The organism is Oceaniradius stylonematis (assembly GCF_965223445.1).
Lineage (GTDB): Bacteria > Pseudomonadota > Alphaproteobacteria > Rhizobiales > Rhizobiaceae > Roseitalea > Roseitalea stylonematis.
Genome location: NZ_OZ244994.1, coordinates 1,363,845 through 1,389,665 on the forward strand (window position 1 = coordinate 1,363,845; position 25,821 = coordinate 1,389,665).

A 25,821-nucleotide genomic window follows, 5' to 3' on the forward strand; every position below is an offset into this window, starting at 1 on the left:
GTCTCCTGTTGGATGCGGTTAGGCTGCGGTTTGAAGATTGGCAAGGCCGCGCTCGAAGGTCGGGCCGACCATGCGGTCCATGAACAGGCCCATGACCCGGCCGATCGGATTGAACCCCATATCGGCCTGCATCGACCATGTGACATGAGCGCCGCCGTCTTTCGGCTCGGCGCGGATGGTCTGCAACGGCTTGCCCATCGGGCCCAGATCGATCTGGTAGTGCACGGCATCGCCCGTGACCGCCGCGACGGTCTGGCTGCCCTTGCCGTCCTTGCCAGCAAAATGGAAGCCCGACCCGACACCCGATGCCGGCCCGAACAGCGTGATCGACAGGTCCGGATCGGTGGACCTGTAGGGATTGAAGCGCTGATAGCCTTCCCCGGAGGCCGCAAGCGCCAAGACGGCCCGGGCGTCGGCGTCGATCAGCGCCTGCCGCTCGACATGGACCTGCCTCGGAAGCAAAAGGGTCGATGCCGCCAGAACGGCGACCGCAGCGCCCGATGCTGCGAGGATTTGAAGAAGCGTCATGATGATTGTCCTTTCGTCACCGAGAGCACCATCGCTCTCAATGGGGTGACGAACGGACACGGGTCCGATCGACATTGCCGACAAAAAAACCGCGGCAAGTGCCGCGGTTTTTCGAAAAGCGCCGGATTTGGCTGACGTCAGTCGTCCATCGCCTTGACGATGTCCTCGGTCATCTTCTTGGCATCGCCCAGGAGCATCATCGTGCCGTCCTTGTAGAACAAGGTGTTGTCGATGCCCGCATAGCCCGAGCCGAGCGAGCGTTTGACGAACAGGCAGGTCTTGGCCTTGTCGACATCGAGGATCGGCATGCCGTAGATCGGCGAGGACGGATCGTCGCGCGCCGCCGGGTTGGTGACGTCGTTGGCGCCGATGACGTAGGCGACATCGGCCTGGGCGAACTCGGCATTGATGTCTTCGAGCTCGAACACCTCGTCATAGGGCACGTTGGCCTCGGCGAGCAACACGTTCATGTGGCCGGGCATACGGCCCGCCACCGGGTGGATCGCATAGGACACATCGACGCCCTCGGCCTTCAGCGTGTCGGCAAGTTCGCGCAGCGCGTGCTGGGCCTGGGCGACGGCCATGCCGTAGCCCGGTACGATGATCACCTTCGACGCGTTCTTCATCAGGAAGGCGGCGTCGTCCGCCGAGCCCTGCTTGACGGTGCGGTCGATGCCGTCATCGCCGCCGGCGGCAACCGCCTCGCCGCCAAAGCCGCCCAGAATCACCGAGATGAAGGAGCGGTTCATGCCCTTGCACATGATGTAGCTGAGGATCGCGCCCGACGAGCCGACCAGCGCACCGGTGATGATCAGCGCCAGATTCTCGACGGTGAAGCCGATGCCCGCCGCCGCCCAGCCCGAATAGGAGTTGAGCATCGAGACCACAACCGGCATGTCCGCGCCGCCGATCGGGATGATGATCAGGACGCCGATCAGAAGCGACAGGATGACGATCAGCCAGAAGACGGTGTGGCTTTCCGTGCCGACCAGAACCGCGATCAGGACGATGATCGCGATGCCGATGCCGGCATTGATGATGTGCCGGGCCGGCAGGAGGATCGGCTTGCCCGACATGCGCCCGTCCAGTTTCAGGAACGCGATGATCGAGCCGGTAAACGTGATCGCGCCGATGGCGACGCCGATCGACATTTCCACCAGCGCCACGGCCTTGATCGAGCCGACATCGCCAATGCCGAACGAGGCCGGCGAGTAGAGCGCGGCGGAGGCGACCAGAACGGCGGCGAGGCCGACGAGCGAGTGAAAGCCGGCGACGAGCTGGGGCATCGCGGTCATGGCGATGTTGCGCGCCACATAGGCGCCGACCGACCCGCCAATGGCGATGCCGGCGAGGATCATGAACCCGCCGCCGAAGCTCGGGGCGGCCACCAGCAGCGTCGTCACGACCGCGATGGCCATGCCGATCATGCCGTACATGTTGCCCTGACGGGAGGTGGTCGGATGGCTCAGCCCGCGCAGCGCGAGGATGAACAGGATCCCGGAAACGAGATAGAGGAAGGAGGCGATATTGACGGACATCTAGCGCCTCACTTGTCTTTTTTCTTGTACATGGCGAGCATGCGTTGGGTGACGAGGAAGCCGCCGAAGATGTTGACCGAGGCCAGCACCAGGGCGACGAAGCCGAAGCCCGTCGCAAGCCCGCTTTCGGAAATGCCGACAGCCAGCAGCGCGCCGACCACGATCACCGAGGAGATCGCGTTGGTCACGCTCATCAAAGGCGTGTGCAGCGCCGGCGTCACCGACCAGACGACGTAGTAGCCGACGAAGATCGCCAGAACGAAGATCGAGAACAGGAAGACGAACTCGCTGACGCCGCCGGTCTGCACCGCGTCGGCGGCGGCGGCCACCGCGGGTGGCGCATCGGCAACCGCCTCGCGCACGCCCTGAACGGCGCTGTCCAGCGCGTCGAGCGCCCGGGATACGCTGTCGTCAGCCATCGGCCTTTTCCCCCTTGTCAGCGGCAGCCGGCGCCTCGCCGCCAAAGCGCGGATGCACCAGCGCGCCGTCATGTGTCAGAAGCGTCGCGGCCACCAGTTCGTCGTCGCGATTGATGTTGAGCGCCCCGCTCTCGCCGTCGACCAGCGTCTCGAGAAACGCCAGCACGTTCTTGGCGTAGAGCAGCGATGCGGACGCCGCCACCTGTCCGGGCATGTTGGCAATGCCGATCACCTTGACGTCGTTCCTGGTGGTCACCGTCTCGTTGGCTTTGGCGCCCTCGACATTGCCGCCGCGCTCGACGGCCAGATCGACCAGCACCGAGCCGGGCTTCATCGCATCGAGCATCTTTTTGGAAACCAGCTTCGGCGCCGGCCGGCCGGGGATCAGCGCCGTCGTGATGACGATGTCCTGCTTGGCGATGTGCTCGGCGACCAGCTCGGCCTGCTTGGCCTGGTATTCCTTGGACATTTCCTTGGCGTAGCCGCCCGCCGTCTCGGCCGCCTTGAATTCCTCGTCCTCGACCGCGATGAACTTACCGCCGAGCGAGGCCACCTGTTCCTTGGCCGCCGGCCGCACGTCGGTAGCGGTGACGACGGCGCCGAGGCGCCGCGCAGTGGCGATCGCCTGAAGGCCGGCAACGCCCGCCCCCATCACGAACACCTTGGCTGCCGGCACCGTGCCGGCCGCGGTCATCATCATCGGCATGGCCCTGTCATAGGCCGCCGCCGCCTCGATCACCGCCTGATAGCCGGCCAGGTTCGCCTGCGACGACAGAACATCCATCGATTGCGCGCGGGTGATGCGCGGCATGAGCTCCATCGCGAACGCCGAAAGACCGGCCTTGGCCATCTCGCCGAGCGCCTTTTCGGCATCATAGGGGTCCATGACGGCGATGACCGCCGCGCCCTTCTTGTACTTTTTCAGTTCGGGCGATGTTGGACGGCGCACCTTGAGCACCACATCGGCCTTGCCGGCACCGGCGGCGGCCGTGACGATCGACGCGCCGGCACCCTCGAAATCCGCATCGGGAATGCGCGACAAAATGCCCGCGCCCTTTTCCACCGTCACGGTGTGGCCGGCCTTGACCAGCCGCTTGACCGTGTCGGGCGAGGCGGCGACGCGCGGCTCGCCGGCCTGCGATTCCTTGGCAACGAATAATGTCAGTGGCAAAACCGGTCTCCCCCGCCGCAGCTAACTGGACCGGACGCGCGCAATGTCAATGCGCCCGGCGACGTTTCGTGTCAAAGCACGAACCGCGAAACGATCATCAGCAGGACGAAAACGATGATGCCGCCGAACAGGCCGCCGCCGGCGAAGAAGCCGAACGCCATGGCGATCAGCAGCGCGGCGGTCGCGACCGTGCCCCACTTGGTCAGCGCGAGGAACAGGTTGAACGTTTTTTCATGTTCCGGATAGTCCATTGCCGCGCCGGCGTCGTGGTTGGTCTCGGTCTGCTCGCCCATGGCGGTCTCCGCTCGTCGTGTTGGATGCTGCCGTGCGCATAGCGAAAACTGCGCCGCACATCAATGGCGCATGCGAGACGGCAGCCGCCGACGCTCAGGCGGCGTTGAGCGCGTAGCGGGCGGTCGGCCGCACGCACAGCGGCGGCAGCGCATCCTCGAGCCGGTCGAACAGGAGCCGCGCTTCGGTCTCGGTGTAGTGAAACAGCGGATTTCGGCTCATGATGTAGTCGACATTGCTACGGGGAATGCCGAGCAGGACCACGTCGATGAACAGGCCTTCGGGATGGATCGGGCCGGCCAGACGCGTCGCGCCGAACACCCTGCGATAATAGGCCTCATGCTGCAGTTTGATCAGACATAGACAGTAATCGGCGCCCTTGTGCAGCGTCATCATAGTGGACAGCCGATGTGTCAGGAGCGGCAAGGCTGGCACGAACGGTGCCAAATCCGGATCGATGGCAAAGCGGCTGGGGTCTACGAACACCATGCCCTGCGCCAGCAGTGGAGAAAGCGTCTCGGAAAAATACTCCATCGCCGGCGTCGGCGGCGTGCTCGCCGACAGCATGTTCAACCGCATCGACGCAACGAGCTGGTCGGCATGATAAAGGCCGAACACATAGGTGTCCGGCTCGAAGTCCAGCGGTTCGATCACGGGCGACTCAAACTTGCTCTCGTAGATGTCTCGCGGGTTGAACGCCCGCAGGCGCAGCGCGCCGACATCTTCGAAGTCTTCCGGTGTGGAGATACGGCGATACTCGACCGAATCCATGACCGAAAGCAAACGATCTGCGACGGCGTCGGTGCGTTGTCGGCTTGGTACTTTTGTCGCGCTGCGATCCACGGCGTCGTCCCCTTGGTAGGTTGACCTGCCGCAAGGTTATCTTTTACGAAAATGCGCGTAAATTCCCAAGAAATAGTAATCTCTTGTTAAGGTTAACTGTTAATGAACGGCCGGCTGGCGGTCAGACTTGTGTTATCCTGGTACAGGCAGAACATGCGGAGAATTGAGGAGCGGGCGGAGCGCCTGTCAGCCGGTAGCGGCCGTTCCCGGTTGCGCAACGGCGGCGGGCGCGTCCGCAGCGGCATTTTCGGCCGGCATGCGCGTCGCCATCTCGGCGATCGCGGTCGCCGGAAGCGCCGGGCCGAACAGATAACCCTGCACCTTGTCGATCTTGCCCGACCCGCGCACGATGGCAAGCTGGCTGGCGGTCTCGACACCCTCGACCGTGATCTTCAGGCCCAGCCCATGACACAGATCGGTGATGCCGTGCAGCAGAGCCAGCGGCGTGTCGCCGGTTTCGATGCCGGCGACGAACGACCGGTCGATCTTGACGCGATCGAGCGGCAACCGGTGCAGATAGCTCAGCGAGGAATAGCCGGTGCCGAAATCGTCCAGCGCGATCCCGACGCCCGTTCTTCGAATGCGGGTCAGGCGATCGATCATGTCGGCCTCGTTGCTGATCACCGCCGTCTCCGTGATTTCGACGATCAGCCGATTGGCCGGCAGTCCTGCCGTCTCAAGCGCGTTCTGTATGGTTTGGCCGATGCCGTCACGCTGGAAATCGATCGATGACAAATTGACCGACACGGTCACATGATCCGGCCAGCGCGCGCACTCCCGTGTCGCTGTGCGGATGACGCTTTCGGTCAGCTTCGTGATGATGCCCATCTCTTCGGCCAGCGGAATGTATTCGGCCGGCGAGACGTTGCCGTGCTCGGGATGATGCCAGCGCGACAGCGCCTCGCAGCCGGCGATGCGTCCGGTCGCCGCTTCGACGATCGGCTGGTAGCGCACCGACAGCGTGCCCAGCTCGATCGCCTTGGCCAGTTCGCCCTTGAGCAGTTGCCGCCGCAGATAGCGGTCGTTCATGTCGCGCTCGAACAGCGACCATACGCCCTTGCCCATCGCCTTGGAATGGTACAGCGCCAGATCGGCTTCGACCATCGCCCGCTTGAGATCGAAATCGCCGGCCTTGCCGTATGTGATGCCGAACGATTGGGTGACGAACACCTTCTCCGGTCCGATGCGGAACGAACGCCGCAGACAGTCACGCAGCCCGTCGGCGAAGGCGCCGATCTCGAAGTCGACCGGCAGCCGGTCGACGAACATCATGAACTCGTCGCCGCCGAGCCGGGAAATGGCCGCGCAATCGCCATAGTCGCGGCGCAGCCGGCGGGCGATGGCCCGCAGCAGCGCGTCGCCCTGGGCGTGTCCGATCGAATCGTTGACGCGCTTGAAGTCATCGACATCGAAAGCGATCAGCAGACACCGCGATTCCGGATCGGCTTCGTCTGCGCGGCGAACGGCCTCTTCGCCGAAATGCGTCCGGTTGGGCAATTCGGTCAAGCTGTCGAACCGTGCCATCGCCTTGATGCGCTCCTGCGCCCGCGCCCGCTCGGTCACGTCCTCAAGGATCAGCACCGACCCGCCTTCCGGCCTTTGCGTGCCGGAAAACTCGACATGCACCCCGTTCGTCAGCCGTATTTCGGCCTTCCTTCCGTCGGTGACCAGAAGGCTCGACACCACGTCCTGGAAAGAGCCGGCGTGGTCGGACGGCACCAGGTTGAACCGGCGCGCATAGCGCATCAGGACGGAAAAGCTGCGCCCTTCGGCGTTCACATGATGGGGAATCTGCAGGATCAGCCGGGCGCGGCGGTTGATGACGACGACCCGCTGGTGGCGATCGAACATGATCACGCCGTGCGACATGTTGGTCAGCGCCAGGTTGAACCGCTCGGCGATTTCTGCCTTCTCGAGCCGCCCCCTTACCGCTTCGACGACCCGCTCTCGCACGCGGCGCACCATGGACAGAACAAGGCTGATGTAAGGTAGGAACAGCAGCACGGCCATTTTGCTGGCCCAGCCGTCGTGCGACAACAGGATGATGGCCGGCCAGATCAGCATGCTGATCGTGGCAATCGCCGCCAACCTGACCGATCCGAACAACCGGCCGACAATGGTCGGCATTGCAGCGAAAACAGCCGAAAGGCCGGCAATGATCGAAAACTCGGTTGCCACGATACCGATGCAGAACCAGGCAAACATGCCCACCGCCAATGCGGAAAGCGTCGAGGACAGTGTGTAGCGCAACTCCCAGTCCTGCGCCCATTTCAGCCTCTCGGGAATGGGAAGCTGGGCGGCGGCGGCGCTTTGCCGCGAATAGCGGGCGGTATGGTAGAACCGCACCGATGTCGCGGCGATGAAGATGGCAGGCCAGATGCCTGTCGCCGCTACGCCGCTTTCGAAATAGACACAGATCGAGATGGCGACCTGCAACGTCAGACCGACGAGCATGCTGCGCCGGTCAGCGAACAGGCTGTCGACAAAGTTCAGATAGATGTCGATCTCGGCTTCATCGCCGTGCGGCGATCGATCCAGTCGTGTCATTGCCTGCCCTTTCGGCAGGACGATACGACCGACGCCGTTAATGAACGGTGTAAGGCTCTTGAATCGGGACAGTATGGCCCGTCCGTCCGGGCCTTTTCACCGGAGCGGCCCATGACATCGGGCCGAGGTGACGCAGCGAAACTAGAATATAGTCCATGAAGAATTCGTTAATTCTGTCAAACCACGGTGGAAATCGGCGAGTTTATACTATATACCGAAATAATTCAGGCGCTGACACGGGGAGCGGCGGAGCCCCCCAATATTTTGGGGGTCAGTCCGCGCTTACGCTCGCTCAGCTTCGCACGTCGTAGCCGCCATCGACTGTGATCGTCGTGCCCGTCATGTAGCGCGAGGCATCGGACGCCAGCAGCAGCAGGGCGCCCGCCAGATCGTCCGGCACGCCCAGACGGCCCATGGGGATGGAGTTCTTCAGGATGGGTGCCAGCCCGGCATCGAGATGGCCGCGCGTCATGGCGGTGGGATACCAGCCCGGTGCCAGCGCGTTGACCCGCACCCCGTCGGCCGCCCATTCCAGCGCCAGCGCCCGTGTCAACTGTTCCAGCGCTGCCTTGCTGGTTGCATAGGCCGAAAGCCCGCGCATCGGCCGCCTGCCCAGAATGCTGGTGACGTTGACGATGGCGCCGCCGCCATTGCCGCGCATGACCTCATGCGCCCTGCGGCACAGATTGGCCACCGCCGTCACGTTCAGATCCATGAGCGCGCCGAACCCGCCCGCGTCCTGCCGCGCCGCCTTTTCGACGCAGAACCCGGCGGCATTGTTGACCAGAACATCGAAGCCGCCGAACGCATCGGTTGCCGTGCCGATCGCACCGCGCACATCTTCATCATCGCGCACATCGCCGCGCATGTCCGCGAAACGGTTGGCCAGTTCGCCCGGATCCCAGTCCGGCGCGGTGTCGCTCAGATTGACCACCAGCGCCCCGCGCGCCAGCAGATGCTGCGCAAATCCCGCACCCAGCCCGGTCGAGGCCCCGGTCACCAGGCAAACCTTTCCCTCAACGGAAAAAAGCGGGTCGCCGGCCCCGCGCGCCACATGCATGTCCATATACGATCCGCCCTCGACTGCGCCCCAACGGTTCATCAACGCCAAACGGACAGCGACGTCAATCGGCGCCCGGGCGTCACCCATCGGACGTTTCACTGGTTAATAATCTTTACCATTCATTGCCATTCGCCCCAAGAGGTGCTAGCTGCCGACCCTGCCCGGTTCGCGTCGCGGTGGAGGCGCGCCTTGATTTTCCCGTCGCGGACCAACAAGGTGCGGCGACCGGCGGCCATGGCCTTGCAACCATGAACGCGGGCCCGCGGCAAGCTCAGGGGAGGAGTATGGCTGCTTTATTGAGAGTCTCGGCCGGCATCGACGCCGTCAACACGTTCATCGGCCGGTCGGTCTCGTGGCTGATCCTGGTCGCCGTGCTGGTCAGCGCCGGCAATGCGACCATCCGCAAGATCTTCGACAATTCGTCCAACGCCTGGCTCGAGCTGCAGTGGTATCTGTACGGCGCCGTCTTCATGCTGGCCGCCTCCTACACACTGCTGCGCAACGAACATGTGCGTATCGACGTGGCCACCTCCGGCTTTTCCAAACGCACCCGCGACTGGATCGACCTGCTCGGACACATCTTCTTCCTGATGCCGTTCTGCCTGATCATGGTCTGGATCTCCTGGCCCTTCTTCTGGGTCTCGTTCGCCTCGAAGGAGATCTCGGTCAACGCGTCGGGCCTCATCCTGTGGCCGGCCAAGTTCCTCGTTCTGGCCGGTTTCGTGCTCCTCAGCTTCCAGGGCATCTCCGAAATCATCAAGCGCATCGCGGTGATCCGGGGGCTCATCGAAGATCCCACCGCCGAGCATGAACTGCCGCCGATGATCGAGGAGATGGAATCCGGTGCGGACCTCGAAGAGCGGATGAAGAACAAATGATCGAGATCATCGCCCACAACCTCGCGCCGGTCATGTTCATCACCGTCATGGCGATGCTGCTCATCGGTTATCCGGTCGGCTTCACGCTTGCCGCCGGCGGTCTGATCTTCTTTTTCCTTGCCGTCGAACTGTCGATTTTCGCGCCCGGCGAAATCACCCTGTCACCGACTTTTCTAGGCCTGCATGCAAATCGCACCTTCGACATCATGCGCAACGAGGTGTTGCTGGCGATCCCCTTCTTCACCTTCATGGGGCTCATCCTCGAGCGCTCGCGCATGGCGGAAGACCTTCTCGACACGATCGGCCAGCTTTTCGGCCCCCTGCGCGGCGGCCTCGCCTTTGCGGTGATCATCGTCGGCGGTCTTCTGGGCGCGACAACCGGCGTCGTCGCGGCCTCGGTGATCGCCATGGGCCTGATCTCGCTGCCGATCATGATGCGCTACGGCTACAACCGCCCGGTCGCCACCGGCACGATCGCCGCCGCCGGAACGCTGGCGCAGATCGTCCCGCCGTCGCTCGTGCTGATCGTCATGTCCGACCAGCTCGGCCGCTCGGTGGGCGACATGTATGTCGGCGCGCTCTATCCGGCGCTGATGATCATGGGCATGTACTGCGCCTACATCTTCGTGCTGACACTCGTTCAACCCAAATGGGTCCCGGCACTGCCGCCCGAGACGCGGACGCTCGGCGGCGGCATCCTGTCGCTGTTTGCGATCATCGCCATCTCGGTTGTCATCCATTATGCCGGCATGAATTTCCTCTACGCCGGGATGAGCTACGAGAACCGCTTCGTGTCTTCGGCAACGACGGCCACCCTCTTCGCGCTCGGCGTCTCGCTGATCAACCGGCGTTTCAAGCTCGGCCTCGTCTCGCGGCTGACCGAACAGGTCATCATCGTGCTGATCCCGCCGCTGGCGCTGATCTTCCTGGTGCTCGGCACCATCTTCCTTGGCATCGCCACACCCACCGAGGGCGGCGCGATGGGCGCCACCGGTGCGCTGGTGCTTGCGCTGCTCAAGGGCCGGCTCAACCTCAAGACACTCAAGGAAGCGCTCGACTCGACGACCAAACTGACCGCCTTCGTCATGTTCATCCTGATCGGCGCGCGCGTGTTCGCGCTGACCTTTTACGGCATCAACGGCAAGATCTGGGTCGAGGAACTGCTGCTGTCGCTGCCCGGCGGCGAGACCGGCTTCCTGGTCGTCGTCACGGTGATCGTCTTCATCCTGGGCTGTTTCCTCGACTTCTTCGAGATCGCCTTCGTGGTCGTGCCCCTGCTGGTCGGCCCCGCCGAAACGCTCGGCATCGACCTGATCTGGCTCGGCATCATTCTGGGCATCAACCTGCAGACCTCGTTCCTGACGCCGCCGTTCGGCTTCGCGCTCTTCTACCTGCGATCGATCGCGCCAAGGCAGGACTGGGACGACGAGGTCACCGGCGAGCGGATCAAGGGCATCGAAACGATGCAGATCTACCGGGGCGTCATCCCCTATATCGCCATCCAGTTCGTCGCCATCATGGTGGTCATCTTCTTCCCACGCATCGTCACCCACTACAATGACGACGCACCGGTGATCGATATCGACAACGTGACGATCGAACTGCCCTCGCTTGGCGGCCAGGACGCCGAGGGCAATGCGGTCGGCCTGCCCGGCATTGGCGGCAGCGGCATGCCGTCGGCACCGAACTTCGGCAATGAGGGCGGTTCCGGCCTGCCCGGCCTTCAGCTCACCCCGCTGGGCGGCCCGCCATCGTTGGGCGGCGATGACGGCGCGGCCTCCGGCGGCGACAGCGAGGCGCCGGCGCCCGCCTTCGGCCTGCCGCCGCTCGACCTGAACGCCACGCCGCCGCCGACCGACCAGTAGGCGCGCTGGACACCAACCGGAACGCCGGGGCACGCCCCGGCGCTTTTTTTCGACCGGACGCCCCTCAGCGCAGCACGGGCAACGCCATCACAGCGCCGCCGCCCGCTCGCGTAGCTCGTATTTCTGCACCTTGCCGGTCGAGGTCTTGGGCAGTTCGCCGAACACGATCCGTTTGGGCGCCTTGAAGCCGGCCAGCCTCTGGCGCGCAAAGGCGATCAGCTCCTCCTCGGTCGCCGACCCGTCGTCCTTCAGTTCGACAAAGGCGCACGGCACCTCGCCCCATTTTTCGTCGGGCTTGGCGACCACCGCGCACAGAAGCACCGACGCATGGTGCATCAGCGCGCTTTCCACCTCGACCGAAGAGATGTTCTCGCCGCCCGATATGATGATGTCCTTGGCCCGATCGGTGATCTGGATGTAGCCGTCCGGATGCTGCACGGCGATGTCGCCGCTGTGGAAATAGCCGCCGCGAAACGCCTCGTTGGTTGCGCGCGGGTTCTTGTAGTAGCCCTTCATCGTCGCGTTGCCGCGCATCACGATCTCGCCCGTCGCCGCGCCGTCCATCGGCGTCTGGCGCATGGTCTCGGGATCGACCACCGTCACATGATCCATGTTGGGGAACGCGACACCCTGCCGCGCCTTGATCGTCGCCCGTTCGTCGGGGGCGAGTTCTGCCCATTCATCGTCCTTCCAGACGCATTCGGTGGCAGGACCATAGACCTCGGTCAGCCCGTAGACCTGGGTGATGTTGAAGCCCATCGGCTCGATCGCCGCCAGCGTCGCCGCCGCCGGCGGGGCGCCGGCGGTGAACACATTCACCGTCTGGTCGAAGCTGCGCCGCTCCTCGTCCCTGGCGTTGACGATCATGTTGAGCACGATCGGCGCGCCGCCGAAATGCGTCACCCCCTCGTCGGCGATGGCGTCGTAGATCGCCCTGGCGGTGATATCGCGGCAGCACACGGTGGTGCCGCCGACCGCCGGCATCGTCCAGACATGGCACCAATTGTTGCAGTGAAACAGCGGAACGATCGTCAGATAGCGCGGATAGAGCGTCATTCGCCAGGCGATGGGCGTTCCCAGCGTGATCAGATAGGCGCCGCGATGATGATAGACGACGCCCTTGGGCCGGCCCGTCGTGCCCGACGTATAGTTGAGCGCGATGCTCTCCCATTCATCGGCGGGCATCACCCAGTCGAAGTCCGGGTCGCCCTCGGCGATCAGCGCCTCATAGGTCAGGTGCCGGCCCGATGCGTGGAACCCGGCCTGCTCGTCCGGCACCTCGATGATCGTTGGCTGCGCCTCGTTTTCCATCTCGGCGATCGCCGCCTCGACGACGCCGAGAAACTGCGTGTCGACGAGCACCACCCGCGCTTCGCCATGGTCGAAAATGTAGCTGATCGTGTGCTGGTCGAGCCGGATGTTGATGGCGTTGAGAACGCCGCCGCAGGCCGGCACCCCGAAATGCGCCTCCACATGGGCCGGAATGTTGGGCAGGACCGTCGCCACCACATCGCCCGGCGCGATGCCGAGCCGCGCCAGCGCCGAGGCGAGCTTCGACACGCGCACATGATACTCCGCATAGCTCATCCGGAAATCGCCATAGACGATCGCCTCGCGTTTCGCATGCACCGTGGCCGCGCGCCTCAGATGCGACAATGGCGTCAGCGGCACGAAATTGGCCGGCCGCTTTTCCAGCCCGGTCTCGTCCTTCATCCAACCCATGGATTCCTCCCTGCCCTGCCTTTCCGGCGGCCACCGCGCCGCCAGCCTCCCGAAGGCCCAACGCATGATTTCAGAGTTTTTCCGGCCCGTCACCCGCCTGTCCGTCCTGCCAGCGGCGCTTCCGCCGCCGTCATCGCCTTGCCATATCGCTCGCCAATACCCACCTGCACGACGACCCGGTCCGGCCAAAGGAGGAACCCATGCTCGACCCCAAAAAGCTGCTCAACGATTTTCTGGGAAGCCGGATACCCGGCGCCGGCGGAACCGTGCGTGAGCGGGCGGGGCAGGCCGGGCAGATGGCGAAAGACAATCCGCTGGCGACCGGCGCCATCGCGGCGGTCCTTCTGGGCACCGGCGTCGGGCGGGAGCTGACCGGCTCGGCGGTCAAGCTGGGCGCGGCGGCCGCCGTCGGCGGTCTCGCCTACACCGCCTGGAAGAACTACAAGGAAGGCCGCGCCGTCGAACAGGCCGGCTCCGCCGAGCCCGAGGTGCTGCCGCCGCCCCAGGGCTCGGAATTCGACATCGAGGCCGACAGCCAGGACGGCGAGTTCCCGCTCGCGCTGGTGCGCGCCATGATCGCCGCCGCCCGCGCCGACGGCCATATCGACGATGAAGAACGCGCCCGCATCATCGACAAGCTGGCGGTCAGCGGCATCGACGATGACGAGCAGAGTTTCGTGCGCGCCGAACTCGCAAGGCCCGTCGATCTCGATTCGATCGTCGGAGCCGCCCGGACCGAGGCGCAGCGCGTCGAACTCTACACCGCTTCAAGGCTCGCCATCGAACCCAGGACCCGCGCCGAGCGCGGCTATCTGGACATGCTGGCCGGCCGCCTGCAGCTGCCGGATCCGCTGGTCGATCACATCGAGGCGACGATCGCCGGCGCGACCGCGTAGCGGGCACAATCCCATCGTGCTGCATGGCCGGACGGGCCATGCCAGCCTTCTGTCGCATTGCGTGCAAACCGGGCCGCTGCACGCGTTAACCATTCGTTAACGCATCGGGTCCATCATGATACATGAGCATAAAGCAGGTCGGGTTCCTCCTCCCACCCCGGCCCTGCGGAAAACGGGCGATCGATCCAAGAGGATCCGTCGCCCGCTTTTTTGATCCCAATCCCTCCGGTCAAAGCCGCAGCGCCCGCCGCGCAAGGTCCGCGATCACCGGCCGTTGCCGGTCGAAGGGCTGGCCGGTCAGCCAGCCCAGCTTGCCGCCGATCGCCAGATGCGCATAGCCGTGCAGCATCATCCAGGCCGCCGCGACATCGCGCCAGCCTTCCTCGGCCTTCAGAGCGTCCGCGCCGCGCAGACGTGCGACCGCGTTGACCAGCACCGAGAAGCTCGCATCGGCCGCCTTGGCGAATTCCGTCGGCACGCCATGGTGTGACCGCCCGCCGAACATGAGCTGGAACAGGGCCGGGTTTTCGGCCGCAAAGCGGATATAGCCGACACCCGCCGCCACATAGAGCGCTTCGGGATCGTCGCCCGCCTCGGCCTGCTCTTCCTTCATCGTCGCCGTCAGCCGTTCGAAGCCGCGCTGCGCCAGGCCCTGCAGCAACGCCGTGACATCCTTGAAATGGTGCGCCGGCGCGGCATGGCTGACGCCCGCGCGCTTGGCCGTCGAGCGCAGCGAGAACCCGTCCTCACCCTTCTCGGTCAACTCCATTTCGGCCGCGGCCAGCAGCGCCTCGCGCAGTTCGCCATGGTGATAGCGCCTTGTTCCGGCGGCCTTTTCCCGAACGGTCATGGCGCTAGGGTCAGGACCCATTAATCTGGTTGAATTGGTCGTGGCGAATTTGTGCGGATGCACGGAGCAAGGCCGCAGGAAGTCTTCCAACTTTCAAGGGCTTGCGACACGGCAGGCCGTGCAAATCCGCCCGATCCGAAGGACGGTCGATATGGCCGCGCCCTACCGCGTCAAAGCTCTCGACCGGGGGACGGACCCCGCTCTTCGTGCTTTTTCTTGTATTGCTTGCCATCTCGACCGCCATTTCAATCACATTAATGGGTCCTGACCCTAGTCTAGGCGACGATCTGGACAGTGTCAAAACGTTGTCTTGAAGCCGGCAATATGCGTGCCGCCCTCCATCTTGACATTGGCAAGAAAGGGCCATCCATCCCGCTCGACACGCTCTTTTCCACCGCATCAACCCCGGCGATTCCCGGCTGGCTGACCCTTCTGGCAAGCCCGTTCGCGCCGCGCGTCGCCCACATCGCCGCCGGCCGCGCCGTGCACTCCGTGCCCGCCTTCGCGCTCGGCCCTGCCTTCATCGGCTGAGAAACGCCTCCATCCGGTCGAGCGCGGCTTCGATGTTGGCCAGCGAATTGGCGTAGGAGACGCGCACGAACCCCTCGCCGAGGATGCCGAAATCCGGCCCGCCGATCAGCGCGACGCCGGCCTCCTCCAGAAGCCCGCTGGCAAGCTTTTTGGCCTGCCAGCCGGTCGCCGAAATGTCCGGGAAGGCGTAGAACGCGCCCTTGGGCGTCGCACAGGTGACGCCCGCCATCGCGTTCAGCCGCTCGACCACAAAGCGCCGCCGCGCGTCGAAGGCCGCCATCATCGCCGCCACATCGTCCTGCGGCCCGTAGATCGCCGCGATGCCGGCATGCTGGGCCGCCGCGTTGACGCAGGACCAGCAATTGACCGCCAGCTTGCGCACCGCGTTGTAGAGCGGTTCGGGCCAGACCGACCAGCCCAGCCGCCAGCCGGTCATCGCCCAGGTCTTCGACCAGCCATTGAGCACGATGAGCCGGTCGCGCAGGCCGTCAAATTCCAGCAGCGATGTGTGCGCTTCGCCATCATAGGTCATCACATCGTAGATTTCGTCCGACAGGATCGCGATGTCCGGATGCCGGTCGAGCAGCGCGGCAAGCTTTTCGATCTCGGCGGGCGGCGTCACCCCGCCGGTCGGGTTGCCCGGCGAATTGACGATCAAAAGCCGCGTTCGATCCGTGATCAGCGATGCCACTTCGTCGGCACTGACAGCGAACCCGTTCTCGGCGCGCATCGGCACCGGCACCGGCGTCGCGCCGGTCGCCTCGATCATCGAGCGATAGATCGGAAAGCCCGGATCGGGATAGAGGATCTCGGCGCCCGGCGCGCCGAACATCAGGATGGCGGCGAACATGGCCGGCTTGCCGCCCGGCGTGATCATGATGCTTTCCGGCGACACGTCGGCGCCGGTCAGCGCGTGGATGCGCCGGCTCACCGCCTCGCGCGTCGCAAGCAGGCCGTTGGCCGGCGTATAGCCGTGCGCTCCGTCGCGCAGCGCCTTGACCGCCGCCTCGACAATGTGCGCCGGCGTCGCGAAATCGGGCTGGCCGATGCCCAGATTGATGATGTCGCGGCCCTCGGCGGCAAGCTGTGTCGCCCGCGCCAGAACGGCAAAGGCGTTTTCCTCGCCCATCCGGTTGAAGAAGGGATTGATGTCGTGCATGGCTTCCTCCAGCGCCCGGCATGAGGTGCCGCGCATTGCAAGTCAAGCAAGCCCGGACACGCCGCCCATGATCACCGACCTGACGGACTGGACCCCGCGCGAACGGCCGACGAACAGGCCGATGGCCGGCCGCCATGTCGCGATCGTTGCGTTCGACCGCGCCGCCCATCAGGACAGGCTCTGGACCGCCTTCGGTGGCATGACGACCAACGATCTGCTCTATCATTTCGGCTGGCCGCGCATGGAGAGCGCCGCCGATCTGGGCGCAACCATCCAAGCGCTGAACGACCATGGCGGCTTCGTCACCTGCGTTTTCACGCAGCCCGACACGGGCGATGTGATGGGCATGGCGAGCTATATGCGCATCGACGAGAAGAACGGCGTCTGCGAGGTGGGCGCCGTCGCCCACGGCACGCCGATGGCGCGCTCGCCGGCAGCGACCGAAGCGCATTACCTGATGGCGCGCCGCGTCTTCGACGATCTGGGCTACCGGCGTTATGAGTGGAAACTCAACAATGCCAACGCGGCCTCGCACCGCGCCGCGCGGCGGTTCGGCTTCACCTTCGAGGGCGTGTTCCGCCAGCACGAGGTCAAGCCCTACGGCAATCGCGACACGGCATGGTATTCCATGCTGGACAGGGAATGGCCGGCGGCCAAACAAGCGATGGAACGCTGGCTCGATCCGGCAAACTTCGACGCCGACGGCGGTCAGAAGCGCCGGCTCGAGGAGATCAGGAGCGACATTCATGCCCGGCAGGCTTGAGGGAAAGATCGCCGTCGTCACGGCGGCAGGACAGGGCATCGGCAAGGCGATCGCCGACCGTTTCGCCGAAGAGGGCGCCAGGGTCTTCGCCAGCGATCTCGACGCGGCCAAGCTGGCCAACCCGGCCTTTGCCGATGCGCGCGTGCTCGACGTCACCGACACGGTGGCGGTCGACGCCTATGCGGCCGAGATCGGCGCCATCGACGTGCTCGCCAATGTCGCCGGCTTCGTCCATCACGGCACGGTGCTCGACTGCACCGAGGATGACTGGGATTTTTCGTTCGATCTGAACGTGAAATCGATGCACCGGACGATCCGCGCCTTCCTGCCGGCCATGCTGGAGCGTGCCGAACAGACCGGCGCCACCGCATCGATCGTCAACATGTCCTCGGGCGCCTCCTCCATCAAGGGCGCGCCGAACCGCTATGTCTATGGCGCGACCAAGGCGGCGATCATCGGCATGACCAAGGCGATCGCCGCGGATTTCGCCGCCCGGCAATTGCGCTGCAACGCCATCTGTCCGGGCACGGTGGATTCGCCTTCGCTTCAGGAGCGCATGAAAGCGCTCGGCGAACAGATGGGCGGCTATGATGCCGCGTTCGACCTGTTCCTTCAGCGCCAGCCCATGGGCCGCATTGCGCAGCCGCGCGAAATCGCCGATATGGCCGTCTATCTGGCGTCGGACGAAGCGGGTTTCGTGACCGGCGCCACCATGGTGATCGACGGAGGCTGGACGCTGTGAGCGCACCGGAAAACGACGAAAACGGCGCGCCCAAACCGCCCGAATATGATCGCGGCACGCTGCTCATTGCCGGCGGCATCTTCGTCGGCTTCGCGCTTTTGCTCTATTTCCTGCCGGCGATCATGACCGCCATCGGCGGCGACAATCCCTGGGCCGCCGGCGCGGCGGTCGCCGCCGTTCTTGTCCTGCCGTTTCTGGGTCTGTGGCTTCGGGGCCGCGCGCGCCGCAAGCTGCGCTGAGGAGACTTCCCTAGGCGCCGAGCGCGCCGCCCAGCAGGATCACGCCCATGGCGATGATCAGAAGCGCGCCGCCGATCTCGATGGCGTGGCTCACCGGGCCGGACAGGGCAGACGAGCCGGACATCCGCAGCGCCACATTCTTCGCCGTCACCGCCAGCGTCGCCAGCGCCGAGACGGTAATCGCGGTGCCGAGCGCCATCGCCAGAACCGAGACGAGCCCGGCGGCCCACAGCCCGTTCAGGAAGGCGAACGTCAACACGATCAGCGCCCCGGTACAGGGCCTGAGCCCCACCGACAGGACCACCGCCGCCGCATCGCGCAGCTTCATCGGGCCGGAAAGCTGGTCGGGCATCGGCATGTGGGCATGACCGCAGGTCGAGCACACTTCGCCCGGCGCATGATCGTGATGATGGTGATCATGTGCGTGACGGTCGTCGTTGTGATGATGACCATGATCGTGCACGGCCGCCGAAGACAGGGCAGCAGGTTTCGGCGCCGCCGGGCGCAGCGCGCGCAGCTTGCGCACCAGAAGCCACAGCCCCAGCGCGACCACCAGCCCGTAAGATGCGATCTCGAAAAAGCGGGTCGTGTCGGTCTGGCTGACGGCCAGTTGCCGCAGCACCAGAAAGCCGAGGCCGACGATCACGATGGCCGACAGCGCCTGCACGAGCGAGGCGGCGAACGACAGGGCGATGCCGCGCCTGAGCGCCGTCTCGTTGGCAAGCATGTAGGACGAGATCACCACCTTGCCATGGCCCGGCCCCGCCGCGTGCAAAATGCCATAAAGGAACGACAGGCCGACCAGCAGCCAGGCGCCCGGGCCGCCGTCGCGCATGGCGGTCAGCGCGGCGCGCATCGCGTCATAGAATTCGCGTTGCCGGGTGGCGATCCAGGCAAAAAAGCCGCCCAACAGGCCGCTGTCGGACGCCGGCGCCTGCTCGGCGACGCCAATGCCGAGCGAGGATTGCGCCGCCGCCATGCCGACCGCCGCGACAAGCACGATCAGGGCCGCCGGTGCGATGGTTGCCGCGCGTCTCACGAGCAACGCACTTCCATGCGCGTTGCGAAGATCTTCGACCAGTCATTGCCGTCCGGCTCGTTGAAGAACGCCTCGGTCAGCGTGTCCTGGTTCTGGGCGATCGCCTCGTCCGGATCGGGGATCACCATCTGGTGCCCGCAGCCCGCCGGCGCGCCGATCAGCACCATGTTCTCGTCCTCGTAGAAATCGATCGCGGTATAGAAAGTCGGATCATAGACCGCAAAGGACGGATTGTCCGCCAGCGCCACCGGCTCGGACGGCTGCGAGGTGAACAGGACGAGCAGCTGGTTGTCGACCATGTCGACGCGCAGGTCGGTCACCTCGGCGATCGCGATCTCCTTGGTGCCGACCGTCACCGACTGAAAGTAGCCGAACTCGGCGATCGATGTGACGATCACCTCGGCCACCTGTTCCAGCTCTCCAATCTCGAGCGCGCCGCTGGAATCGGTGTCGAATTCGAACAGCACCGTCGATGAAAACAGATCGTCGAAACGCCAGACATGGCGCAGCCGGTCGACCATGCCCTGCGGCGTGACCGTCACTTCGAGCCGCGCTTCTGCGAAGACATGCGGATGGGCATGCGCCGTCGCCGGCACGGCAAACGCCACCGGCGCCAAAAAGGCTGCGAACATCGTCTGGCGGGTCAAATCACGTCACCCCTGATCCGGCACGGATCGTTTGCGCCACGCGAAGCGGGCCGAATTATGACGCCCCGTTGCGGCGCGGCGTCCGGCAGTTGGACTTGAACCAGTCGGCGAGATAGTCGACCAGCGCCCGCACCCGGGCCGGCAGATAGCGCCGGTGCGGATAAACCGCATAGATGCCGGCATCGTTTTCGAGCTGGCCGGCCATCAGCTCGACCAGCCGTCCTGCCTGCAAATCCTCCAGGACGATGAAGTCGGGCGAGACGAAAAAGCCCAGATCGGCGAGACCCGCCATTCTGACCGCCAGCGGGCTGTTGACGCTGATCCGCCCGTCCACGGTCACCGAGGCCGCCTGCCCGTCATCGTCGCGATAGGCGACGATGTTGCGGCGCCGGGCATTGGTGTCGACGATGAACGGAAGCCGGGCCAGCTCCGCCATCGCTTCGGGCGTGCCATGGCGTTCGATCACCGCCGGCGTGGCGCAAAGGACCAGCCGGAACGGGTTCAGCCGGCGCGCGATCAGCGTCGAATCCTCCAGCTGGGTTATGCGGATGGCGAGATCGAACCCCTCCTCGACCAGATCGACGAACCGGTCGTCGAGATCGATATCGAGCCTGATCTCCGGATGGGCCACGGCGAAATCGACCAGCGATTGACCGATCGCCGCATCGGCGAGCGAACGCGGCGCGGAAATCTTGATCGGTCCGGCAAGATCGGATCGGGTGTCGCGTATCTCGTCCCGCAGATCGTCGAACTCGCGCAGAAGATCGAGCGCGCGGCGATAATAGGTGTGGCCCGCTTCGGTCAGAGAGAACTGACGGGTCGTCCGGTTGAGCAGAAGCGCGCCCAGATCGTCCTCCAGTTCGCGCACATATTTCGACAAAAGCGCCTTCGAGCGCCCCTGTGCCCGCGCCGCCGCCGAAAAGCCCTCATTGTCGACCACCGCCACGAAGGCGCGCATCCGGGTCAGCGTGTCCATGATTGTCCGGTCCCCAACCCTTCAGTCTCGTTCGTCCGCCGCCAGGCGGCATCTATCGGTCCAATATCGCGGCCGCCGCCGCCCATCCGCTTTGCGCCGCCGCTTCCGCCCGGCCGCCGACCAGCCCGTCGCCGCAGACGACGACGCGGCCGCAGCCCGACACCAGATGGGATTCGCCGAGCGCCCGGTCAACCCGCGCATGACGCCAGCGATGCGCCGTCGCGTGGACCGGTGCCAAGGGTTGCCCGGCGCAGCGCTCCAGCGCGCCCTGCAGATACGGCACGATCGCCTCCGGTTCGCTTTCAAGATGCTGCGCGCTCCACGCCCCGCCGCCATGGACGACGAAGGTCGCGCCGTCCCGGCCCGGTTTGGATGAATTGCGCACGATCAGCGCGCCCGGACCGTGATCGTCACCGCGCGTCAGGTCGGGCAGATCGGCGACCGGTTCGGCAAAGGCGAACATGCCGGCCCAGCACGGCGCGTAGACGATATCGCGCAAGGCTTCGAAACCGCGGTCGAGCGGCGCGGTCAGGGCCATCGCCTGCGGCGCCGGCGCGGTGACGACCACCCGCCCGAAGCGGTCATCGCGTCCGTCGGCATCGGCCAGACTGACACGGCCCTTCGCATCAAATGCGATTGCATCGATGCGTGTGCGCAGCCGCACATCGATGCCGCCGAGCAGCGGCTTGACGAACCCGCTCATGCCGGGCAGCCCGACATGCCAGTCGCCCGTCCGGTCCTTGCCTTTCGGCGTCCACGGCGCCACCGCGCCTTCTTCGCCGAGTTGGTTCAGCAACGCCCGCATCGGCGCGCTCCGGCCGGTCAGATATTGCGCGCCGTGATCGAAGCTGCCGGCCGCGCTGCGCCGGGTCGACAGGCGCCCGCCGGTGCCGCCCGATTTCTCGAAAACCGTCACCGCAAGCCCGGCATCGGCCAGCGCCCGCGCGCAGACCGCGCCGGCCAGCCCGGCGCCGATGATCGCTACCGATTGTGTCATGGTCCCTCGCTTGCCAAGGCATATAGGGCGCCGCGCGGCGGGGTCAGCCGTGCATGAACGCCCGCGCCGCCTGACCGTGGGCATGCCGCAGCGCCGCGATATCGACGCCGACCGGCGCGCCGTCCTCGACCGTCCAGCGCCCGGCGATCATCACCCGGTCGGCCCGGTGCGCGCCACACAGAACGAGCGCGGCCAGCGGGTCGTGCGCGCCCGAAAAGCGCAATTCGTCGAGCGTGAACAGCGCCAGGTCGGCCTGCCTTCCCGGCGCGATCGTGCCGATGTCACTTCGTCCCAGACACCGCGCCGACCCTTCGGTCGCCCAGCGCAGCGCGTCCAGATGGGTCAGAGAGGCGTCGTAGGTCAGCCGGCCGATCATCAGCGCGTGCCGCACGCCCTCCATCAGATTGGAGGAATCGTTGGAGGCCGAGCCGTCGACGCCAAGGCCCACCGCAACGCCCGCGGCCTCCAGTTCGCGCGTCCGGCACTGGCCCGAGGCGAGCACCATGTTCGAGGTGGGGCAATGGCAGACGCCGACGCCGGCGCGGCCGAGCCGCGCCATCTCCTCGTCGTTGAAATGGATGCCGTGGGCCAGCCATGTCCGGTCGGTCAGCCATCCGGTCTCTTCCAGATAGTCGACCGGCCGGCAGCCATAGGTCGCCTCGCAGAACGCGTTTTCGTCGAACGTCTCGGCCAGATGGGTATGCAGCGCGCAGCCGCAGCGGCCGGCAAGCGCGGCGGTCTCGGCCATCAGCTCCCGAGTCACCGAAAAGGGCGAGCATGGCGCCAGCGCCACCTGCGTCATCGCGCCCGGCGCCGGATCGTGATGGCGGCCGATCACCCGCTCGCAGTCGGCGAGGATCGTGTCGGCATCCTGAACGACGCTGTCCGGCGGCAGGCCGCCATCGCGCACCGAAAGGTTCATCGAGCCGCGATTGAGCACGATTCGCATGCCGAGCGCCGCCGCCTCCCCGGCCTGGATGTCCATCGCCTCGTCCAGCCCCTTCGGAAAGACATAATGATGGTCCGACGCGCAGGTGACGCCCGACAGCATCAGTTCGGTCAGCGCCAGCCGGGTGGCGATGCGCAGATGGTCCGGCGTCAGCCGCGCCCAGAGCGGATAGAGCGCCTTGAGCCAGTCGAACAGCTCCCGGTTGATCGCCGCCGGATGGGCGCGCGTCAGCGTCTGGTAGAAATGATGATGGGTGTTGATCAGCCCGGGCAGCACGACATGGCGCGAAGCGTCGAACACGTCATGCGGTTCGGCCGGTGTTTCGCCGGCCGCAATCACCGCCTCGATAACCCCGTCCCGGACCAGCAGCCCGCCGCGCGCATCGACGCCGTCGGGCACCAGCGCGGCCAGCGGATGTCGGATCCAGAGCGCCCGCCCATTGCCGTCGTTCATCGATCCGAAGTCCTCCAAACGGTTCACCCGACCGGTTCGTCCAGCGTTACGGCATCGCCAGCTCCCGGCCAAGCGCCAACCTTGCCGGCTTTGCTTGTCGGCGGTTGCCCGGCGGCTTATCGTGCGGCCATGAATCGGTTCTACATCCCCGCCGAAGAGACCGAAGGCGGCAGCTTGCTGGCGCGCCTTCAGGACGTGGCGCGCCATGGCCGGACCCATTATGCCCGCCATCTGCTCAAGACCGGGCTCTACGCCGGCCAGGAAAAGATCATCGAGGCGCTTGCGACCGGCGGCCCGATGACCCCCGGCGCCCTCGCCCGGGCCCTCGACGTCCGCCCGCCGACCATCACCAAGACGATCACACGTCTGGAGGAGCAAGGCTTTGTCGCGCGTGCCGCGTCCAAGGAGGACGGCCGTCAGGTTCTCGTGCAACTGACCGAGGCGGGGCGCAACGTTCTGGGCGTGATGGGAAAGGCCATCGCAAAGGCCGAGAAACAGGCGCTCAAGGGCCTGAAGAAGAAAGAGCGCAAGCAGCTCGAAAAGATCCTCGGCAAGATCGAGGGCAATCTGATCGTCCGCGAGGACACCGGCGAGGACGAACAGAGCGAACGGGACTGACGCGCCGCAGCGCCCTTTACCGCCCGATTAAAGCCATTTAAACGTCTTTCACCGGTTTAAACGGCTCCTTGAAGGGCGCGCCTTGCAGAAGATCAAACTGTCGACCATTGCCGAAGCGCTCGGCGTTTCGACCGCCACCGTATCGCTGGCCCTGCGCGACAGCCCGCTGGTCGCCGAGGCGACCAAGGAGCGGGTCAAGGCCCATGCGCTGGAGATCGGCTATATCTACAACCGCCGCGCCGCCAGCCTGCGCACCTCCAAATCCGGCATTGTCGGCGTCGTCGTGCACGACATCATGAACCCGTTCTATGCGGAAATCCTGCGCGCCATCGAGACCGAGCTCGACCGCTCCGGCCAGACCTTCCTTCTGTCCAACCATTATGACTCGGTCGACAAGCAGCGCGCCTTTCTCGAAACGCTGATGCAGCTCGGCGCCGACGGCGTGATCATGTCGCCGGCCATCGACACCCCGCCTTCGGACATCGAACTGGGCATCAGGAACGGCCTGCCTTTCGTCTTCATCGCGCGCTCGGTCGAAGGCGCGGATGTGCCGGTGTTCAGGGGCGACGACGCATTCGGCATCGGCCTTGCCACCAACCATCTGATCTCGCTCGGCCACACGCGCATCGCCATGATCGGCGGATCGGACAAGACCTCGACGGGCCGTGACCGCTTCCGCGGCTATCGCGAAGCGATGGAAAAGGCCGGCCTTCCGGTGGAAGCCGAATGGCGCATTCCCGGTCCGCGCACCAAAGCGGCCGGTTTCGAGGCGGCCAGCCAGTTCCTCGCCCTGCGCGACCGGCCGACCGCCGCCGTCTGCTGGAACGATCTGGTCGCCATCGGCCTGATGAACGGCATCGCCCGCGCCGGCCTGACGCCCGGCGTCGACATTTCGGTGACCGGCTATGACGATCTCGAGGAAGCCTCGATCGCGACGCCGGCCCTGACGACGGTGTGGAACGGCCAGCGCGATGTCGGCCGCGACGCCGCCCGTGCGCTGCTCGACAGGATCGAGGGCAAGAAGTCGCTGGAGGGCACGCTGCATCTGGTCCGGCCCGAACTGCATGTGCGCCAATCGACGACCCATCCCGTGGAGACCTGAACGATGACGCAGCCGGACCGGCGGAACGGGCGCGTGCTCGTCTCAAGTCGCGGCCATTCCTGGACGCGCGAACGGCTTGTCGGGCGGTTCGATTGCACCGTCGCCGAACCTGACGAGGTGATGGCGATGGACGAAGATGCGCGCGCCGGCATCGCGGCTTTCGCGACGCTCATGTCGCCGGTGACGCCCGCACTGATCGACGCGCTGCCCAACCTGCGGATCGTCTCCTCGTTCGGCGTCGGCTACGACCATGTCGATGCGGCGCACGCGGCCCGCCGGGGCGTCATCGTGACCCACACGCCGCACGTTCTCGACGACGAGGTGGCCGACACCGCCATCGGCCTGCTGTTGAACACGCTGCGCGAACTTCCGCGTGCCGAAACCTGGCTGCGGGCCGGCAAATGGCAGACCGAGGGCAACTTTCCGCTGACGCCGCTGACCTTGCGCGGCCGCACCGTCGGCATTTTCGGGCTGGGACGGATCGGCCTGGCCGTGGCGCGGCGTCTGGAGGGGTTCGGCGTCGCGATTCACTATCACAACCGCTCGCAGCGCGTCGATGTCGCCTACCCCTATCATGCCAGCCTCGCCGATCTGGCCGAAGCCTGCGACACGCTCATCTCGGTCGCGCCCGGCACACCGGAGACCCGCCATGCGATCGATGCGGCCATCCTCGAACGGCTCGGTCCCGACGGCGTCCTGATCAATGTCGGCCGCGGATCGGTCGTCGACGAGACCGCGCTTGCCGACGCCTTGCGGGCCGGCGCGATCGCCGCCGCCGGGCTCGATGTGTTCGAGGACGAGCCGAACGTGCCGCAGGCGCTGCTCGATGCGCCCAACACCTGCCTTCTGCCCCATGTCGCCTCGGCGTCGGTGGCCACCCGGCAGGCCATGGGCCAGCTCGTCATCGACAATCTCGCCGCCTGGTTCGCGGGCGACGCGCCGCTGACGCCGGTACCCGAGACCGCCGCCCTGACCCGCTGACCCCCTGCCTCGGC

Annotated in this window: 26 protein-coding genes; 10 read left to right on the forward strand and 16 right to left on the reverse strand. The window is 65.6% G+C overall.

Translation table 11 applies throughout. From position 1 onward, the window contains the following. Positions 1–18 precede the first annotated feature (18 nt). The 8 genes from ACOQOU_RS06805 to ACOQOU_RS06840 all read right to left on the reverse strand — a co-directional run bounded on the left by ACOQOU_RS06805 (position 19) and on the right by ACOQOU_RS06840 (position 8,337). Complete coding sequence (locus ACOQOU_RS06805; RefSeq protein ID WP_306025009.1) at positions 19–528, reverse strand: SRPBCC family protein; 510 nt, start codon at positions 526–528, stop codon at positions 19–21. Between the two features lie 137 nt (positions 529–665). Then, the gene (locus ACOQOU_RS06810) at positions 666–2,066 is read right to left on the reverse strand and encodes an NAD(P)(+) transhydrogenase (Re/Si-specific) subunit beta (protein WP_306025008.1); all 1,401 of its coding nucleotides are present in this window, start codon (positions 2,064–2,066) and stop codon (positions 666–668) included. Positions 2,067–2,074: 8 nt separating this feature from the next. Next, positions 2,075–2,485: a proton-translocating transhydrogenase family protein gene (locus ACOQOU_RS06815; RefSeq protein ID WP_109768587.1), complete on the reverse strand. Its 411-nt coding sequence runs from the start codon at positions 2,483–2,485 to the stop codon at positions 2,075–2,077. Beyond that, a complete protein-coding gene (locus tag ACOQOU_RS06820; protein ID WP_306025007.1) occupies positions 2,478–3,656 on the reverse strand; it encodes a Re/Si-specific NAD(P)(+) transhydrogenase subunit alpha in 1,179 nt (392 codons plus the stop codon). The genes ACOQOU_RS06815 and ACOQOU_RS06820 overlap by 8 nt, the downstream gene beginning before the upstream one ends. A 71-nt stretch (positions 3,657–3,727) precedes the next feature. Next, the gene (locus ACOQOU_RS06825) at positions 3,728–3,949 is read right to left on the reverse strand and encodes an aa3-type cytochrome c oxidase subunit IV (protein ID WP_306025006.1); all 222 of its coding nucleotides are present in this window, start codon (positions 3,947–3,949) and stop codon (positions 3,728–3,730) included. Between the two features lie 94 nt (positions 3,950–4,043). Continuing rightward, a complete protein-coding gene (locus ACOQOU_RS06830; protein WP_306025005.1) occupies positions 4,044–4,718 on the reverse strand; it encodes an N-acyl amino acid synthase FeeM domain-containing protein in 675 nt (224 codons plus the stop codon). A gap of 258 nt (positions 4,719–4,976) precedes the next feature. Continuing rightward, positions 4,977–7,337 (reverse strand): putative bifunctional diguanylate cyclase/phosphodiesterase, encoded by a 2,361-nt coding sequence (locus ACOQOU_RS06835; protein WP_306025004.1) that lies wholly within the window; start codon positions 7,335–7,337, stop codon positions 4,977–4,979. 292 nt (positions 7,338–7,629) lie between these two features. Beyond that, positions 7,630–8,337, reverse strand: coding sequence for an SDR family NAD(P)-dependent oxidoreductase (locus ACOQOU_RS06840; RefSeq protein ID WP_306025003.1), 708 nt, complete (start codon positions 8,335–8,337; stop codon positions 7,630–7,632). Between the two features lie 347 nt (positions 8,338–8,684). On the opposite strand from ACOQOU_RS06840, the gene ACOQOU_RS06845 reads away from it, so the two are divergent. Both ACOQOU_RS06845 and ACOQOU_RS06850 read left to right on the forward strand, forming a co-directional pair. After that, on the forward strand, positions 8,685–9,278 hold the full coding sequence (locus ACOQOU_RS06845) for a TRAP transporter small permease subunit (protein ID WP_109768624.1): 594 nt from the start codon (positions 8,685–8,687) through the stop codon (positions 9,276–9,278). After that, complete coding sequence (locus ACOQOU_RS06850; protein ID WP_109768581.1) at positions 9,275–11,143, forward strand: TRAP transporter large permease; 1,869 nt, start codon at positions 9,275–9,277, stop codon at positions 11,141–11,143. Before ACOQOU_RS06845 ends, ACOQOU_RS06850 begins: the two co-directional genes overlap by 4 nt. 87 nt (positions 11,144–11,230) lie before the next feature. On the opposite strand, the gene ACOQOU_RS06855 is transcribed toward ACOQOU_RS06850, so the two are convergent. After that, positions 11,231–12,865, reverse strand: coding sequence for an AMP-binding protein (locus tag ACOQOU_RS06855; RefSeq protein WP_346433266.1), 1,635 nt, complete (start codon positions 12,863–12,865; stop codon positions 11,231–11,233). Positions 12,866–13,065: 200 nt separating this feature from the next. On the opposite strand from ACOQOU_RS06855, the gene ACOQOU_RS06860 reads away from it, so the two are divergent. Further along, complete coding sequence (locus ACOQOU_RS06860) at positions 13,066–13,761, forward strand: tellurite resistance TerB family protein (protein WP_306025002.1); 696 nt, start codon at positions 13,066–13,068, stop codon at positions 13,759–13,761. 229 nt (positions 13,762–13,990) lie between these two features. On the opposite strand, the gene ACOQOU_RS06865 is transcribed toward ACOQOU_RS06860, so the two are convergent. After that, positions 13,991–14,611 carry a TetR/AcrR family transcriptional regulator gene (locus tag ACOQOU_RS06865; RefSeq protein WP_306025001.1) on the reverse strand — a complete coding sequence of 207 codons (621 nt, stop codon included), beginning with the start codon at positions 14,609–14,611 and terminating at the stop codon, positions 13,991–13,993. A gap of 324 nt (positions 14,612–14,935) precedes the next feature. Here ACOQOU_RS06865 and ACOQOU_RS06870 point away from each other — a divergent pair, with 324 nt between their 5' ends. After that, on the forward strand, positions 14,936–15,142 hold the full coding sequence (locus tag ACOQOU_RS06870; RefSeq protein WP_306025000.1) for a hypothetical protein: 207 nt from the start codon (positions 14,936–14,938) through the stop codon (positions 15,140–15,142). Here the strand turns inward: ACOQOU_RS06870 and ACOQOU_RS06875 are convergent. Further along, positions 15,132–16,301 (reverse strand): pyridoxal phosphate-dependent aminotransferase, encoded by a 1,170-nt coding sequence (locus ACOQOU_RS06875; protein WP_306024999.1) that lies wholly within the window; start codon positions 16,299–16,301, stop codon positions 15,132–15,134. The genes ACOQOU_RS06870 and ACOQOU_RS06875 overlap by 11 nt on opposite strands. Positions 16,302–16,371: 70 nt before the next feature. Between ACOQOU_RS06875 and ACOQOU_RS06880 the strand changes: the two genes are divergently transcribed. From ACOQOU_RS06880 to ACOQOU_RS06890, 3 genes are read left to right on the forward strand one after another with little or no spacing between them, the layout of a single operon-like run. Continuing rightward, positions 16,372–17,064: a GNAT family N-acetyltransferase gene (locus tag ACOQOU_RS06880; RefSeq protein ID WP_420578880.1), complete on the forward strand. Its 693-nt coding sequence runs from the start codon at positions 16,372–16,374 to the stop codon at positions 17,062–17,064. Next, a complete protein-coding gene (locus ACOQOU_RS06885) occupies positions 17,048–17,806 on the forward strand; it encodes an SDR family oxidoreductase (RefSeq protein WP_306024997.1) in 759 nt (252 codons plus the stop codon). The genes ACOQOU_RS06880 and ACOQOU_RS06885 overlap by 17 nt, the downstream gene beginning before the upstream one ends. Beyond that, positions 17,803–18,045 carry a hypothetical protein gene (locus ACOQOU_RS06890; RefSeq protein WP_109768576.1) on the forward strand — a complete coding sequence of 81 codons (243 nt, stop codon included), beginning with the start codon at positions 17,803–17,805 and terminating at the stop codon, positions 18,043–18,045. Before ACOQOU_RS06885 ends, ACOQOU_RS06890 begins: the two co-directional genes overlap by 4 nt. 10 nt (positions 18,046–18,055) lie before the next feature. Here ACOQOU_RS06890 and ACOQOU_RS06895 read toward each other — a convergent pair whose 3' ends face one another. From ACOQOU_RS06895 to ACOQOU_RS06915, 5 genes are all read right to left on the reverse strand, one after another. Next, positions 18,056–19,090 (reverse strand): nickel/cobalt transporter, encoded by a 1,035-nt coding sequence (locus ACOQOU_RS06895; RefSeq protein WP_420578857.1) that lies wholly within the window; start codon positions 19,088–19,090, stop codon positions 18,056–18,058. After that, on the reverse strand, positions 19,081–19,716 hold the full coding sequence (locus tag ACOQOU_RS06900; RefSeq protein ID WP_109768619.1) for a DUF1007 family protein: 636 nt from the start codon (positions 19,714–19,716) through the stop codon (positions 19,081–19,083). Before ACOQOU_RS06900 ends, ACOQOU_RS06895 begins: the two co-directional genes overlap by 10 nt. A gap of 70 nt (positions 19,717–19,786) precedes the next feature. Beyond that, entirely contained in the window at positions 19,787–20,707 is a 921-nt protein-coding gene (locus ACOQOU_RS06905; protein ID WP_306024995.1) for a LysR family transcriptional regulator, read from the reverse strand. A gap of 52 nt (positions 20,708–20,759) precedes the next feature. Next, entirely contained in the window at positions 20,760–21,704 is a 945-nt protein-coding gene (locus ACOQOU_RS06910) for an NAD(P)/FAD-dependent oxidoreductase (RefSeq protein ID WP_306024994.1), read from the reverse strand. A gap of 43 nt (positions 21,705–21,747) precedes the next feature. Continuing rightward, positions 21,748–23,106: an 8-oxoguanine deaminase gene (locus ACOQOU_RS06915; RefSeq protein ID WP_306024993.1), complete on the reverse strand. Its 1,359-nt coding sequence runs from the start codon at positions 23,104–23,106 to the stop codon at positions 21,748–21,750. Positions 23,107–23,235: 129 nt separating this feature from the next. Between ACOQOU_RS06915 and ACOQOU_RS06920 the strand changes: the two genes are divergently transcribed. The 3 genes from ACOQOU_RS06920 to ACOQOU_RS06930 all read left to right on the forward strand — a co-directional run bounded on the left by ACOQOU_RS06920 (position 23,236) and on the right by ACOQOU_RS06930 (position 25,807). Further along, a complete protein-coding gene (locus ACOQOU_RS06920; protein WP_109768618.1) occupies positions 23,236–23,724 on the forward strand; it encodes a MarR family winged helix-turn-helix transcriptional regulator in 489 nt (162 codons plus the stop codon). Between the two features lie 82 nt (positions 23,725–23,806). Beyond that, a complete protein-coding gene (locus tag ACOQOU_RS06925) occupies positions 23,807–24,826 on the forward strand; it encodes a LacI family DNA-binding transcriptional regulator (RefSeq protein WP_109768572.1) in 1,020 nt (339 codons plus the stop codon). A gap of 3 nt (positions 24,827–24,829) precedes the next feature. After that, the gene (locus ACOQOU_RS06930; protein WP_306024992.1) at positions 24,830–25,807 is read left to right on the forward strand and encodes a 2-hydroxyacid dehydrogenase; all 978 of its coding nucleotides are present in this window, start codon (positions 24,830–24,832) and stop codon (positions 25,805–25,807) included. Positions 25,808–25,821: the final 14 nt, after the last annotated feature.

What these genes read in the sequence shown, in the direction of transcription:
- ACOQOU_RS06805 (WP_306025009.1), bottom strand. Translation starts at nt 528, where the DNA reads ATGACGCTTCTTCAAATCCTCGCAGCATCGGGCGCTGCGGTCGCCGTT.
- ACOQOU_RS06810 (WP_306025008.1), bottom strand. Translation starts at nt 2,066, where the DNA reads ATGTCCGTCAATATCGCCTCCTTCCTCTATCTCGTTTCCGGGATCCTG.
- ACOQOU_RS06815 (WP_109768587.1), bottom strand. Translation starts at nt 2,485, where the DNA reads ATGGCTGACGACAGCGTATCCCGGGCGCTCGACGCGCTGGACAGCGCC.
- ACOQOU_RS06825 (WP_306025006.1), bottom strand. Translation starts at nt 3,949, where the DNA reads ATGGGCGAGCAGACCGAGACCAACCACGACGCCGGCGCGGCAATGGAC.
- ACOQOU_RS06830 (WP_306025005.1), bottom strand. Translation starts at nt 4,718, where the DNA reads ATGGATTCGGTCGAGTATCGCCGTATCTCCACACCGGAAGACTTCGAA.
- ACOQOU_RS06835 (WP_306025004.1), bottom strand. Translation starts at nt 7,337, where the DNA reads ATGACACGACTGGATCGATCGCCGCACGGCGATGAAGCCGAGATCGAC.
- ACOQOU_RS06845 (WP_109768624.1), top strand. Translation starts at nt 8,685, where the DNA reads ATGGCTGCTTTATTGAGAGTCTCGGCCGGCATCGACGCCGTCAACACG.
- ACOQOU_RS06850 (WP_109768581.1), top strand. Translation starts at nt 9,275, where the DNA reads ATGATCGAGATCATCGCCCACAACCTCGCGCCGGTCATGTTCATCACC.
- ACOQOU_RS06855 (WP_346433266.1), bottom strand. Translation starts at nt 12,865, where the DNA reads ATGGGTTGGATGAAGGACGAGACCGGGCTGGAAAAGCGGCCGGCCAAT.
- ACOQOU_RS06860 (WP_306025002.1), top strand. Translation starts at nt 13,066, where the DNA reads ATGCTCGACCCCAAAAAGCTGCTCAACGATTTTCTGGGAAGCCGGATA.
- ACOQOU_RS06865 (WP_306025001.1), bottom strand. Translation starts at nt 14,611, where the DNA reads ATGACCGTTCGGGAAAAGGCCGCCGGAACAAGGCGCTATCACCATGGC.
- ACOQOU_RS06870 (WP_306025000.1), top strand. Translation starts at nt 14,936, where the DNA reads ATGCGTGCCGCCCTCCATCTTGACATTGGCAAGAAAGGGCCATCCATC.
- ACOQOU_RS06875 (WP_306024999.1), bottom strand. Translation starts at nt 16,301, where the DNA reads ATGCACGACATCAATCCCTTCTTCAACCGGATGGGCGAGGAAAACGCC.
- ACOQOU_RS06885 (WP_306024997.1), top strand. Translation starts at nt 17,048, where the DNA reads ATGCCCGGCAGGCTTGAGGGAAAGATCGCCGTCGTCACGGCGGCAGGA.
- ACOQOU_RS06900 (WP_109768619.1), bottom strand. Translation starts at nt 19,716, where the DNA reads ATGTTCGCAGCCTTTTTGGCGCCGGTGGCGTTTGCCGTGCCGGCGACG.
- ACOQOU_RS06905 (WP_306024995.1), bottom strand. Translation starts at nt 20,707, where the DNA reads ATGGACACGCTGACCCGGATGCGCGCCTTCGTGGCGGTGGTCGACAAT.
- ACOQOU_RS06910 (WP_306024994.1), bottom strand. Translation starts at nt 21,704, where the DNA reads ATGACACAATCGGTAGCGATCATCGGCGCCGGGCTGGCCGGCGCGGTC.
- ACOQOU_RS06915 (WP_306024993.1), bottom strand. Translation starts at nt 23,106, where the DNA reads ATGAACGACGGCAATGGGCGGGCGCTCTGGATCCGACATCCGCTGGCC.
- ACOQOU_RS06920 (WP_109768618.1), top strand. Translation starts at nt 23,236, where the DNA reads ATGAATCGGTTCTACATCCCCGCCGAAGAGACCGAAGGCGGCAGCTTG.
- ACOQOU_RS06930 (WP_306024992.1), top strand. Translation starts at nt 24,830, where the DNA reads ATGACGCAGCCGGACCGGCGGAACGGGCGCGTGCTCGTCTCAAGTCGC.